This is a genomic window from Mesonia sp. HuA40, from assembly GCF_008017835.1.
Classification (GTDB): Bacteria; Bacteroidota; Bacteroidia; order Flavobacteriales; family Flavobacteriaceae; genus Mesonia.
Genome location: NZ_VRLT01000029.1, coordinates 86,855 through 99,280, shown reverse-complemented (window position 1 = coordinate 99,280; position 12,426 = coordinate 86,855). Strand labels below are relative to the sequence as shown.

Here is a 12,426-nt window from a genome sequence, read left to right as displayed (position 1 = left end):
TATGGGTAATTATAAAGCATTCAGTTTTTTTAATAATAGGGCTTTGTTCATTCTTGCGCTTAGTCTATTTTGTGTTAACCATGACTCCGTCGCGCAAGAAATCCGCGCAAGCTTAGATACCAATCAAATAAAAATTGGCGAACAAATTAATTATAAAATTGAAGTGGTTGCCGATAGCTCTGCCCAAATTAAATTTACAGAAGGCCAAAGTTTTTTACCCCTAGAGGTGGTAGAAACTAGCTTAGACACTTTAACAGCAAAAGAGAAATTAAAATTTATAAAAAATTATATTATTACTTCTTTTGATGCCGGTGAATATATTTTGCCAGGCCAGACGGTGAGCGTTAATAACTATAATTTTTACACCGATTCTTTAGCTGTTAAGGTCTTGGACGTTGAGGTAGATACTACCAAACAAAAACTATTTCCGGTTAAAGAATCCATTTACTATGAACCCCCACTATCTTTTAATTATTGGGTTCTTGTAGGTATTTTAGTACTGGTTTTGATATTGCTAGTTTTAGGTATTTATTTACGGAAGAAAAAAAGTAGTCAAAAAGCCAAATTACCACCTTTTGAACAAGCTTTATTCAGATTAAAAGAACTCGACCAGCAAGATTTGTTAGCTCAAGGAGAAGAAAAAAGATTTTACACGGTCTTAACCGAAGCATTAAAGGGATATGTAGACCAGGAGATCGATGCGCGAGCATTAGAAAGTACTACTTCAGAGTTTATCGCTTTATTAAAAGCCAAACAAAAACAAGGTAAATTGCTGCTTGAAAATGAGTTAATAGATGAATTTGAGCTTTTTCTAAAGCGAGCAGATCTAGTAAAATTTGCCGGATTTAAACAAGGCAAGTTAGCCGCTCAAGAAGATCGAAAAAGAACAGAAAAATATATACAAAATTTAAAGAATGCCATACCAGCGCCTACCTTAGAAGAGCTCCAACAAGACGAAGCCTACCTTGCAGCCCAAAGAAAGAAACAGAAAAAAAGACAAATTATTTATGCCGGTTTAATTGTTTTGGGTGTGGCGATTGCTAGTGGAGTAGCGTTTACGGCTTTTAAAGGAAGCGACTTTGTGCGTGATTTATTAGTGTATGATTCTAATAAAGAACTTCTTAACCAAGAATGGATAAGCAGTAAATACGGTTATCCTGAAGTTAAGATCATCACGCCCAAGGTGCTCACCAGAAGGCTAGAAAACCAAATCAACAAAGCCGATGTACCTCAAGGCGGTAGCGTAGAAGAGTTTTATTATGGAACTATGAGCGCACCTTATCATATTGTAGTGCGTACTATGGTTTATCCTGAAAAGACCCAATTCAACCTAGATCAAAGTATTGCCGCTATTCAACAGGATTTAGAAAAAATAGGCGCTAAAAATATTCTTGTAAAAGATGAAGATTTCACAACTATAGATGGCATAAAGGGCAAGAAAGTTTTTGGGAGCTTTAGCTATTCACTAGAAAAGAAGGAGCAAACGATAAGAAAAAGCTATCAAATTTTAAATTTTGGTTATCAAGGAGCTTTCCAACAAATTATATTAATTTATCCAGATCAAGATAGCTATGCACAGGAGATTACCTCACGCATTGTTAATTCTGTTGAATTAAATACGGCCAAAAAATGATTACAGCATTAAACGATATTACATTTGAACACCCGCAATGGTTTTGGCTATTTTTGATTTTCCCGTTTTTAATTGCTTGGCAATTTTATACCTATAACAAGCAAAATGCAACGGTAAAATTATCGAGCCTATCTGGATTTTCGGGAGATCAAGGTTGGCTTTCAAAACTTAAACCAATTTTAATGGTTTTTAGACTTCTGGCTATAGGTTTATTAATCACGGCCATGGCTCGTCCACGTACCGTTGATGTTTCTACCCAGACCAATACAACCCAAGGAGTTGATATTGTAATGGCCATTGATGTTTCGGCCAGTATGTTGGCAAGAGATTTAAAACCAAATCGCTTAGAAGCTTTAAAAGAAGTAGCTTCAGATTTTGTCCAAGCGCGACCAACAGATCGAATAGGACTTGTGGTTTATGCCGGTGAGAGTTTTACCAAGACCCCTATTACCAGTGATAAACGCATTGTGCTCAATGCCTTAAACGATATTGAATACAACACCTTAATAGAAAGCGGAACCGCGATTGGTATGGGGTTAGCTACCTCGGTTAACCGATTAAAAGATAGCGAAGCGAAAAGTAAAGTAATTATACTTTTAACTGATGGGGTAAATAACGCTGGCTTTATAGATCCTAAAATTGCTACCGAATTAGCTTTGGAGTACGATATTAAAACCTACACCATAGGCCTAGGCAGTAACGGTATGGCTCTCGGGCCGGTATCAATTGACCGTCAAGGTAATTTTAATTACGGTCGTGTGCCCGTTGAAATCGATGAAACCTTGCTAAAAGAGATTGCTAATAAAACAGGTGGGCAGTACTTTAGAGCAACAGATAATGATAAACTCGAAAAAATTTATGAAGAAATAAATAAGTTAGAAACAACAGAGATAGAAGAGTTTAAGTTTTACAATTACGACGAAAAGTATCGTGTTTTGGTGCTTATAGCGGCTTTCTTATTGCTGTTAGAAGTATTGATTAAGAATACCTTATTAAGAAGCTTTGTGTAAATGTTTGTATTAGAAGAGAAAATATATTTTTGGTTATTGGCATTAATCCCCATTCTTATAATGGTTTTTTTGCTCAATATGTGGTGGCGTAAACGCAAGCAAAACCTATTTGCCGAAAAACAATTTCTGCAAAAATTAAGTCCAGATAAAAGTGTAATAAAACCTACTATAAAATTAATATTGTGGTGTTTTATTTTTGGCGCCATTGCCTTCGCTTTAGTCAATCTTAAAATAGGATCAAAAACCGAAACCATAAAAAGAGAAGGAGTAGATATAGTTTTTGCCATGGATGTTTCAAAATCCATGTTGGCCGAAGATATAGCACCCAACCGACTTGATAAAAGCAAGCAAATTGTAAACCAAATCATCAACAATTTGGCCAGTGATCGTATTGGAATTATTGCTTACGCGGGGAGTGCTTTCCCACAATTGCCTATAACCACAGATTATAGTTCGGCTAAGTTGTTTTTACAAGCCTTAAACACCAACATGGTCTCTAGCCAAGGAACCGCCATTGGGGAGGCTATACAATTGGCTCAAAGCTATTATCCAGAAAACAGTAAGACCAGTAAGGTGTTAATTATTTTAAGCGATGGTGAGAACCACGACCATCAAATAACCGAAATTCTCGCAGATGCTAAAGAAAATGATTTAACGATTATTACCATTGGAGTGGGAACGCTTAAAGGGAGCACAATCCCTCTAAAAGAGAACGGTAGAGTAAAGCAATATAAAAAAGATAAGAATGGAGAAACGGTTATTACCCGTCTAGATCCTAGTACTTTAAAACAAATTGCGGCAGCTACAAATGGCACATACATTGATGGTACAAATACTCAGCAAGTAATAACTCAAGTAAGTGAAGCATTGAGTAAAATTGAAAAAACAGAATTTGAAACCAAGCAATTCGCCAGTTACAAAGATCAATTCCAATGGTTTGTAGGTCTAGCGCTACTTTTGGTTATACTTGAACTGTTGATGTTCGATAAAAAAACAGCGTGGGTAAAACGTTTAAATTTGTTTAATGATAAAGATAATAGGCATGATAATAAATAAAGTATATTTTAGCTTTGTGCTTTTATTCCTTTTCGGATTTGTAACCGTACAAGGGCAAGAACTCTTATCTGAAGAGCAAAAACAAGCCCAATCTTATCTTTCTGAAGCACAGCAGGCCATTGAAGAAGAAGATTTCCCTGCAGCCGAAGCCGCTTATCGAAAAGCCATTGCTAAAGATCCAGATCTTGCCGAAGCTCGATATAATATAGGCAATCTGTACTCTAATAATTCAAAACCAATAGAAGCCAGTACGCGCTTTTTTGAAGCAGGTCAAAAAGCCAGTACAAAAGATTTAAAGCATAAAGCATTTCATAACCAAGGCAATATGTTTATGAGTCAAAAAAATTATGCTGCTGCAGTCGAGGCTTATAAACAAGCCTTACGTAATAATCCTAACGATGATCAAACCCGATATAACTTAGCTTTGGCTAAAAAAATGCAAGAAAAAGAGCAACAGAACCAAGACAATCAAGACGATCAAGACAACCAGAATAAAAAAGATAATCAAGAGAGTAAGGATAATCAGAGTAAAGATAATCAAGATCAAGAAAATCAAAACAGCCAAAACAATCAAGATCAAGACGATTCTAAGAATAAAGACAAGCCCCAAGACGAAGGAGATAAAAAACAAGATAGCCAAAAACCCAAAGATCAAGATCAAAAGGATGAGTCAGCAAAACCTGAAGAAGGCGATGGACAAAAAGAGCCGCAGCCTAGCGAAGGAAAACTTTCTCCTCAGCAAATCAAGAATTTGTTAGAAGCAATGGAGAATCAAGAAAAAGAAATTCAAGATAAAATAAACGCCAAGAGAGTAAAAGGTAAAAAAGTTCAAACAGATAAAGATTGGTAGATGAGAGCAAAATTAGTTTTATTTATATTTCAGTTCCTTTTTATATCGGTAGCTTGGTCTCAAGTTAAGTTTGAAGCCGAGGTAAGTAGAAATTCTTTAGGCCTAAACGAGCGTTTACGAGTAGATTTTGTGATGAATCAAGAAGGCGATAACTTCAAACCACCAGCTTTTAAGAATTTCACCGTAGTAGGGGGGCCATATCAATCAATCAGCAATAGCTACATCAATGGTAAACGCAGCTTTAAAAAGTCGTATGGTTATTATTTAGAACCCAACAGCCGTGGGAAATTAGAAATCGGTCAAGCCGAAGTTTTAATAAACGGGCAAACCTATAAAACTTCGCCAGTAACCATAACAGTTTCGGCAGCAGTAGATCAGCCTAACCAGGAAAATACCGCCAACAAACGCGCTAGTCAAGGCATACACTTGGTTACGCGCATATCTAATGAACAACCCTACCTAAATGAAGGTATAAGTGTAGAATATGTATTGTATATCAGTCCGTCGGTAAATATTAGCAATTGGCGCCCAATTGACAACCCTAAATTTGCCGATTTTTGGAGTCAAAATATAGATATTAAACGTTTAGAAGTAAAAGAGGGGACTTATTTAGGAGAGCCATATCGTTATGTAACTTTAAGAAAAACCGTTCTTTATCCTCAAAAGACAGGAGAGTTAAGCATTGAACCGCTCACTTTATCGCTTTCTGTAGACGTTCTATCTGATCGAAGAGATTTTTTTGGTAGAAGGTTATATGAGACCATTGATCAGCGTGTATCGGCCAAGACCAGAACGATTAAAGTTAAGCCACTTCCTACAGAAAATAGACCGGCTAATTTTAACGGAGCCGTGGGCGATTTTAAATTTAATGTTTTAGTAAATAAGAAAAGCCTGCAAGTAGGCGAGTCTCTTGAGGCGAAAGTGCAAGTATTTGGTAAAGGTAATTTAAAACTTTTTCAATTGCCAAAACTGGTGACTCCTTCTTCCTTAGAGGTTTATGAGCCAGAGCATATTGAGGAAGTGAGAACAACTCAAAACGGAATGCAAGGTAAAATCTTTGATAATTATACTTTGGTGCCACAAACAAAGGGTAAATATCCTATCCCAGCGCTTTCTTTTTCGTATTTTGATCCGCAACAGCGTACCTATAAAACTTTGACCGCCCAAGAAACCTTAATCGAAGTTGAAGGGGGAGTTGGAATGACATCACAAACATCGGTTACAACCAATCAAAATATAGGGATTCAAAAAAACAACATTACCCAAAGCCGAGAGCCTTTTCGGTTTCTTAAATTAAATCCAGCTTTTCATGAGGCAAATGCAAATCGCTTCTTTAGATCTTTAGGGTATTGGTTGCTATTTCTAACGCCACTTTATATTTTACCTTTACTAGTTTTTCTTAAAAAGAAAAGAGCCAACTCTAGCCTTAACGCTGGCGAAGGAAACGCAAGTAAATTGGTGAGGAAGTATTTAAATGAAGCACACCAGCATAAAAAGCGCCCCGATTCTTTTTATGTTCATCTAGAACGAGCGCTTTACGGATTTATACGAACAAAATTAAAGATTGCCAATAGCGATTTAAACAAGGAAAAAGTGATTCAAGTGCTAGAGCAGCATAAGGTAGAAGATAAAATTATTGAACAGTTTATAACCTTGCTTAAAAATTGTGAAATGGCACGTTATACTCCGTTAGCTCAGGCTAATGTTGACCACGATTTTGAAGAGGCAAAACGCATTGTTACCCACTTAGATAAAAAATTATAATTATGAAGAGATTCTTAAGTATTTTGGTATGGGTGATTGGCTTTAGTTATATTGGTTTGGCTCAAGAGCCTACAGCGCTTTTTAAACAAGCGGCAACTGCTTATAGCCAGGAAGATTACAAACAAGCTATAAAATTGTATGAATCTATTTTAGATCAGGAAATAGAATCGGTGAGTGTATATTACAATTTGGCTAACGCCCATTATAAACTAGAAAATGTAGCCGAGAGTATTTATTACTATGAGAAAGCTTTGCAATTGGCTCCTAATGATCAAGACGTTCTACATAATTTAGAATATGCAAAGCAGATGCGAATAGATGTTATTCAAGAAGCCGAATTAACTGGAATGGAAAAAATAAAGCAAAGAACCATCAACAAGTTCCCGCTTTCTTTCTGGGCTTGGCTAAGTATAATTTCAGCATTGCTAGTAGTTTTGTGTGGAGTGTTTTATTTTTTTAACAGCAAAAGTAGTGTGAAGCGTCTAAGTTTTAGTTTTGGTGTTCTCTTTGTATTGGCAAGTTTAATTCTATTTTGGTTTGCGCATTTGCGGTATGCGGAAATAAGTGATAATGAATATGCGGTTATTTTTGCCGAAAAAACCGCTTTGCTTGCAGAACCAAATAAGAATTCGACCTCGAGTATTCAGCTACATGCGGGGACAAAGGTTAAGGTGCTCGATTCTTTTAATTCTTATGTGAAAATTGAATTACCCAATGATCAACAGGGTTGGCTTTCTCAAGGAGATTTAAAAAATCTTTGATTTGTTTTTGAGAAAGTTAAATAGATGAAGCTAATTATTTTATACTTTCGTTAAAAATAATTAGCTAATACCAAACCTCCATGGGAAAAGCCTATTACAAAAAGATATTAGAAAACAATAAGAAGTGGGTTGAACAAAAACTAACCGAAGATAAGAACTTTTTCAAAAGACTAGAAAACGGACAGCAACCACCTCTGCTTTGGATTGGTTGTGCCGATAGCCGTGTACCAGCCAACCAAATTATTGGAGCTCAACCCGGTGAGGTTTTTGTACATAGAAATATTGCCAATGTAGTGGTTCACACCGATATGAATATGCTAAGCGTTTTAGATTACTCGGTTAATGCGTTAAAAATAGAACACATTATTGTTTGTGGGCACTACGGTTGCGGAGGGGTAAAAGCAGCGATGCAGAACAACTCTATTGGTTTAATAGATAATTGGATCAGACACATCAAAGATGTTTATAGAATGCATAAGAAGCAGCTCGAAAGTATTACAGATTTTCAAGAACGCTGGGATATTTTTGTAGAATTAAATGTAAAAGAGCAAGTGACCGATTTAGCCGAAACTTCAATTGTGCAAAATGCCTGGAAAAACGGACAGCAACTAACCCTACACGGTTGGGCTTATGGGGTAGGCACAGGTATAGTTAAAGATCTTGATGTAAACCTAAGTAGTAATAACGACTTAGATGAAATCTATAGACTTAATTTTTAATGGTCTAATCAGCATCTATCACCCAAGTGGCTAAATCTGGTAAAATAGCAGGAGCCAACATTTTTATTTTAGGGTAAAGCACACTTTGCTTTGCATCAAACAAAATTTTTTCATTAGGTAGCACGGCTTGATTGAAAAAATATATTATTGCGCTTAGAATAAAGGCTACTTTCAAAAGTCCAAAAATTCCGCCAAGTACACGATTTAGCAAACCAAGTGCTAATGCACTCGCAAACTTAGTAAGCAGTTTACCAACAAAAAGAATACCCACAGCAATAAGTAAAAAAGTAGCAGCATATGCCAACCACTGGCAATATGCAGGCGATAAGTTAAATTGTTCTTCGATAAAGGTATAGGCAAAATGACTAAAATAAACAGCGCCATAAAGCCCTAAAATTAACGCAGCTAATGCGGCTAATTCTCTAATAAAGCCCTTCATCAAACCTCGAATAAGACCAAAACCTAAAAATAGAATTAAAATGATGTCTATTATTTCCATAAATCAAATATAAAAAAATGAATCAGATACCAGTGATTAAAAGTGTTCACATCTTATTATCTTTGCAGTATGGTAAATGATGAAATTTTAAAAGAACGTTGGCAGCAATTACAAAAACAATTGGCTATCCAATTTGGTGACGGGGAAACCCTAGAACTTGATGCTATTATTTATCTTGTAGGGGTTCAAGAATTAGGGCAATTGCATAGAAGATTTAAGAAAGATCACAAGATAGATTTAATGCACATTGCCATTTGCAGACTTTTAGAGCCCTATGGTTACTATGCTTTTGATTATATCGATGAAGATGGATGGCCGCATTATACGGCACTCGAAAGCTTACCTCATTTAAAGCCTGGAGAACAAAGTCTAATGATGAAAGAGGCCCTGGTTAATTATTTTTTAGAAAAAGAGTACATACGTTAAACCTTGGATTTTAAGCCAAACCCACAAATGCAAAATTTAATAATTTTAAAAAATATTCTTTACGGAATCTTTTTTCTTAAATTTGCGGCTGCATTAAGCTATAGCTATGATTGATAAAATTAAGGAATATATTGTTGAGGTAGAGAACTTCAAATCAGACTCGACTGAGGAGATAGAGAAGTTTCGTATTAAGTTTCTAGGAAAAAAAGGAATCTTAAATGGATTTTTTGCCGAATTTAAAAATGTCCCTAACGAGCAGAAGAAAGCCTTTGGCCAAACGATAAATGAATTAAAGAATGCCGCACAAGAAAAGGTGACGGCCTTAAAACAAGATTTAGAGAGTAGGCTAGAGGAGCGAGGAGTTTATGGTGATTTAACACGTCCAGGCGAAAAACTTAGCATAGGGAGTAGACATCCAATATCATTGGTCAAAAATCAAATTATAGAGATTTTTTCTAATATAGGTTTTAACGTCTCTGAGGGTCCAGAAATAGAAGACGATTGGCATAACTTTTCGGCATTGAATCTACCAGAATATCATCCTGCACGAGATATGCAGGATACCTTTTTTATACAAACCAATCCCGAAGAAATTTTGTTGAGAACGCATACTTCAAGCGTTCAGGTAAGGTATATGGAAAATCAAAAGCCTCCTATTAGAACCATTTCACCAGGTAGAGTATTTAGAAATGAAGCCATTTCTGCACGCTCACATTGTATTTTTCATCAAGTAGAAGGCTTGTATATAGACAAAGATGTAAGTTTTGCAGATTTAAAGCAAACCTTGCTTTACTTTACAAAGCAACTTTTTGGAAAATCAAAAATTCGTCTTAGACCTTCTTATTTCCCCTTTACAGAACCTAGTGCAGAGGTAGATATCTATTGGGGCTTAGAAACAGAGACCGATTATAGAATCACAAAAGGTACCGGCTGGCTCGAAATTATGGGCTGTGGTATGGTTGACCCGAATGTATTAAACAATTGCAATATAGATCCGCAAGAATACTCTGGCTTTGCTTTTGGTATGGGTATTGAGCGTATTGCGATGTTATTACATCAAATAGATGATATTCGCTTGTTTTATGAAAACGATGTTCGCTTTTTAAAACAGTTTAAGTCGGTTTTATAGGTTGTTTTTACTAAACTAAGCTTACTCTTTTTTTAATTTGAGTGGGTTTATTCATAGTTTTCTTTCTACAAGTATAATCATTTTTAAAACGATTTTCATGGCCAATTGAGCTCTTTTGAGGGCCTTATTAGTATAGATAAGAATAAAGAATTTAAAATGAAAAAAGATATAAAGATAAATCAAGTTAAAGGGGTACAAATAGCGGCCATTTATGAAAAGCATCCAGAATACCATACAGACGATTGGAATATCTATTTAATCAATACCTTAGATCACGCCATTGAAACCATTCTCATCGTTTCTGAAGGAAAGGACGAAAAAGTAAAAACTTCGGTTTTTAGAAGGAGTTTAAAGATGTTACCGGCAAAATCTTATGCCAAAATAGAACTGATTCAACCCGAAGTACTTCAAATAGATAACTTATTTTCAGTTTCTTTTTTTGAAGCAAATGATTTTATGCACAAAAACTTTATATTGAAAAAAAATTCGGCACAACCTTCAAAAATTACAAAGCTCCCCGTTATCAATAAGAAAGGAGTTTTAGCTGAGTAAGGGCTATTTATTAAGTTTTCTTAAGTTCATTAACACAATGGCGGTTAGAATAAATACAATGCCTAGCCATTGCCATGCATTTACGCTCTCATCTAATAAAAACTTCGCCATTAACACCGCTACGGGTAATTCAATACTTGTAATTATTACCCCAAGACCCACATTTAGTTTTGGCATACCGGTAGTAAGAAACAAAGGCGGGAGAATGGTGCCAAATAAGGCTAAGATAGGCCCCCACAAATAAAATACTTCGACATTAAAATTCTTATTTACAATAAAAGAGGGCAAGGTGATTAAACTTACTATCAACAACCCGCCGATAACCATGTATTTACTGCGTTCTAACGCTGGTAAACCCAATGAGACCGTGTTAGAAGTATAAATGGTTACTGTGTAGGAGCAGGCAGCTAATAATCCGTATCCAATGCCACGTAAATCAAAAGTTATATCCTGAAAAATTAGGTTGGTGGCTAATAAAGTTCCAGTTAAAATGACCAAAACCGCAATAATTTTCATGGGGCTGGGTTTGCTTTTGGTTAAAATACTGTCTAGAATAACACCAATCCACACACTTTGCATCAATAACACAATACCCATAGATACGCTGATGTATTGCACTGCTAAATAGTAAAAGATACTGGTTAAACCTAAAGAAGTACCCGCCAGTAATAATTTGAATTTTGAAGTTTCTCCTTCTTTTTTCTGTTTTTTACCCTTATAGATACTAGAAAGTAAGGTTAATCCCAAAACTCCTAGAAGTAGTTGAGCAAAGGTAACTTCGTAGGTAGTAAATCCTTTTTCATAAGCCATTTTGACAAATGTGGTAAGCACGCCATAACTTGAAGCGCCTAGTGCTACGAGCAGGCCTCCCTTTAATACATTGTTCTTCACTGGAAACTATTTTTAAATAATTGAAAAAGATCAGTCTAATTTATCGACTAATTTCAAAAATACCTTTTTAGGATTTTTATTTTCATAAAGAATGGCATAAACCGAATTGATAATTGGCGTTCGTGCTTTCTTCTCACTTTGTTTGTTAATTTGGTAAGCGCTTTTTGCAGCGTAGTACCCTTCGGCAATCATACTCATTTCCATTTGAGCGCTTTTAACGGTGTAACCTTTTCCTATCATATTACCAAACATTCTATTTCTGCTAAATACGGAGTAACCAGTAACCAATAAATCGCCTAAATAAGCCGAATCGTTAATATTACGTTTCATTTTATATCGTTTTTTAATGAAACGCTTCATTTCACGTATGGCATTGCTCATTAAAACACTCTGAAAATTGTCTCCGTAACCAAGGCCATGTGCTATTCCCGCCGCGATGGCATAAATATTCTTTAGTACTGCGGCATATTCTGTACCAATTACATCTTCTGTAGTTTTACAGGTGATGTAATGGTTACTCAAGTGATTGGCCATAATCTTAGCTCTATCTTCATCCGCGCAAGCAATAGTAAGATAAGATAGACGTTCTAACGCTACTTCTTCTGCGTGACAAGGCCCCGTAATCACACCAATTTGCTCAAAAGGTATATTGTGATATTGATTAAAATGTTCGCCGACAATAAGACTCGATTCGGGAACAATGCCTTTTATAGCACTAAAAATTGTTTTGTCGATTAAGGAAACCTTGAGTGTATCTAAACTAGATTTTAAAAACGCCGATGGAATAGCAAAAATGACATAATCTGCATCTCTTACCGCTTCATTGATATCGCTGGTCAAATTTAATTGTTGCGTATTAAACTCTACAGAACTTAAATAGTTGGGATTGTGTTGTTCTTTTTTAATGTGGGCTATTGCATCATCATTTCGCATATACCAATTTAAACGGGTTACGTTTTCACATAGCATTTTAACTAGGGCTGTTGCCCAGCTCCCACCGCCAATAACGGCAAATTGTATTTCTTTACTCATTTGCTTCATTCTTTAGCTAAAGTACAAAATAATATTTTTTAAACCTCTCAAGCAACAACTTGCACTTTTAACATTTTTATAAGGCTTGCAGTGCAATCTAAGGC

General features: G+C 35.7%; 13 protein-coding genes. 10 read left to right on the top strand and 3 right to left on the bottom strand.

The window, feature by feature from the left end:
* Position 1 precedes the first annotated feature (1 nt).
* The 7 genes from FT993_RS06695 to can all read left to right on the top strand — a co-directional run bounded on the left by FT993_RS06695 (position 2) and on the right by can (position 7,793).
* On the top strand, positions 2–1,633 hold the full coding sequence (locus FT993_RS06695; protein WP_147861773.1) for a DUF4381 domain-containing protein: 1,632 nt from the start codon (positions 2–4) through the stop codon (positions 1,631–1,633).
* Complete coding sequence (locus tag FT993_RS06690; RefSeq protein WP_147861772.1) at positions 1,630–2,643, top strand: VWA domain-containing protein; 1,014 nt, start codon at positions 1,630–1,632, stop codon at positions 2,641–2,643. The genes FT993_RS06695 and FT993_RS06690 overlap by 4 nt, the downstream gene beginning before the upstream one ends.
* Positions 2,644–3,699 carry a VWA domain-containing protein gene (locus FT993_RS06685; protein WP_147861771.1) on the top strand — a complete coding sequence of 352 codons (1,056 nt, stop codon included), beginning with the start codon at positions 2,644–2,646 and terminating at the stop codon, positions 3,697–3,699. It abuts the gene before it with no gap.
* The gene (locus FT993_RS06680) at positions 3,686–4,549 is read left to right on the top strand and encodes a tetratricopeptide repeat protein (protein WP_255504438.1); all 864 of its coding nucleotides are present in this window, start codon (positions 3,686–3,688) and stop codon (positions 4,547–4,549) included. Before FT993_RS06685 ends, FT993_RS06680 begins: the two co-directional genes overlap by 14 nt.
* On the top strand, positions 4,550–6,313 hold the full coding sequence (locus FT993_RS06675; protein ID WP_147861770.1) for a BatD family protein: 1,764 nt from the start codon (positions 4,550–4,552) through the stop codon (positions 6,311–6,313).
* 2 nt (positions 6,314–6,315) lie between these two features.
* Positions 6,316–7,074, top strand: coding sequence for a tetratricopeptide repeat protein (locus tag FT993_RS06670; RefSeq protein WP_147861769.1), 759 nt, complete (start codon positions 6,316–6,318; stop codon positions 7,072–7,074).
* An 80-nt stretch (positions 7,075–7,154) separates the two neighbouring features.
* Positions 7,155–7,793, top strand: coding sequence for a carbonate dehydratase (can, locus tag FT993_RS06665; RefSeq protein WP_147861768.1), 639 nt, complete (start codon positions 7,155–7,157; stop codon positions 7,791–7,793).
* A gap of 4 nt (positions 7,794–7,797) precedes the next feature.
* On the opposite strand, the gene FT993_RS06660 is transcribed toward can, so the two are convergent.
* Positions 7,798–8,292, bottom strand: coding sequence for a CvpA family protein (locus FT993_RS06660; protein WP_147861767.1), 495 nt, complete (start codon positions 8,290–8,292; stop codon positions 7,798–7,800).
* 69 nt (positions 8,293–8,361) lie between these two features.
* On the opposite strand from FT993_RS06660, the gene FT993_RS06655 reads away from it, so the two are divergent.
* The 3 genes from FT993_RS06655 to FT993_RS06645 all read left to right on the top strand — a co-directional run bounded on the left by FT993_RS06655 (position 8,362) and on the right by FT993_RS06645 (position 10,399).
* The gene (locus FT993_RS06655) at positions 8,362–8,718 is read left to right on the top strand and encodes a hypothetical protein (protein WP_147861766.1); all 357 of its coding nucleotides are present in this window, start codon (positions 8,362–8,364) and stop codon (positions 8,716–8,718) included.
* Positions 8,719–8,824: 106 nt separating this feature from the next.
* A complete protein-coding gene (gene pheS, locus FT993_RS06650) occupies positions 8,825–9,847 on the top strand; it encodes a phenylalanine--tRNA ligase subunit alpha (RefSeq protein ID WP_147861765.1) in 1,023 nt (340 codons plus the stop codon).
* 156 nt (positions 9,848–10,003) lie between these two features.
* Positions 10,004–10,399, top strand: coding sequence for a hypothetical protein (locus FT993_RS06645; RefSeq protein WP_147861764.1), 396 nt, complete (start codon positions 10,004–10,006; stop codon positions 10,397–10,399).
* Between the two features lie 3 nt (positions 10,400–10,402).
* Here the strand turns inward: FT993_RS06645 and FT993_RS06640 are convergent, their stop codons facing one another.
* A complete protein-coding gene (locus tag FT993_RS06640; protein WP_147861763.1) occupies positions 10,403–11,290 on the bottom strand; it encodes a DMT family transporter in 888 nt (295 codons plus the stop codon).
* A 30-nt stretch (positions 11,291–11,320) separates the two neighbouring features.
* Positions 11,321–12,322 (bottom strand): NAD(P)H-dependent glycerol-3-phosphate dehydrogenase, encoded by a 1,002-nt coding sequence (locus FT993_RS06635; protein WP_147861762.1) that lies wholly within the window; start codon positions 12,320–12,322, stop codon positions 11,321–11,323.
* Between the last annotated feature and the right edge of the window lie 104 nt (positions 12,323–12,426).

Excerpts from the sequence above, each read along its gene's own strand:
- FT993_RS06695 (WP_147861773.1), top strand. The coding sequence starts at position 2 with ATGGGTAATTATAAAGCATTCAGTTTTTTTAATAATAGGGCTTTGTTC.
- FT993_RS06690 (WP_147861772.1), top strand. The coding sequence starts at position 1,630 with ATGATTACAGCATTAAACGATATTACATTTGAACACCCGCAATGGTTT.
- FT993_RS06685 (WP_147861771.1), top strand. The coding sequence starts at position 2,644 with ATGTTTGTATTAGAAGAGAAAATATATTTTTGGTTATTGGCATTAATC.
- FT993_RS06680 (WP_255504438.1), top strand. The coding sequence starts at position 3,686 with ATGATAATAAATAAAGTATATTTTAGCTTTGTGCTTTTATTCCTTTTC.
- FT993_RS06675 (WP_147861770.1), top strand. The coding sequence starts at position 4,550 with ATGAGAGCAAAATTAGTTTTATTTATATTTCAGTTCCTTTTTATATCG.
- FT993_RS06670 (WP_147861769.1), top strand. The coding sequence starts at position 6,316 with ATGAAGAGATTCTTAAGTATTTTGGTATGGGTGATTGGCTTTAGTTAT.
- can (WP_147861768.1), top strand. The coding sequence starts at position 7,155 with ATGGGAAAAGCCTATTACAAAAAGATATTAGAAAACAATAAGAAGTGG.
- FT993_RS06660 (WP_147861767.1), bottom strand. The coding sequence starts at position 8,292 with ATGGAAATAATAGACATCATTTTAATTCTATTTTTAGGTTTTGGTCTT.
- FT993_RS06655 (WP_147861766.1), top strand. The coding sequence starts at position 8,362 with ATGGTAAATGATGAAATTTTAAAAGAACGTTGGCAGCAATTACAAAAA.
- pheS (WP_147861765.1), top strand. The coding sequence starts at position 8,825 with ATGATTGATAAAATTAAGGAATATATTGTTGAGGTAGAGAACTTCAAA.
- FT993_RS06645 (WP_147861764.1), top strand. The coding sequence starts at position 10,004 with ATGAAAAAAGATATAAAGATAAATCAAGTTAAAGGGGTACAAATAGCG.
- FT993_RS06635 (WP_147861762.1), bottom strand. The coding sequence starts at position 12,322 with ATGAGTAAAGAAATACAATTTGCCGTTATTGGCGGTGGGAGCTGGGCA.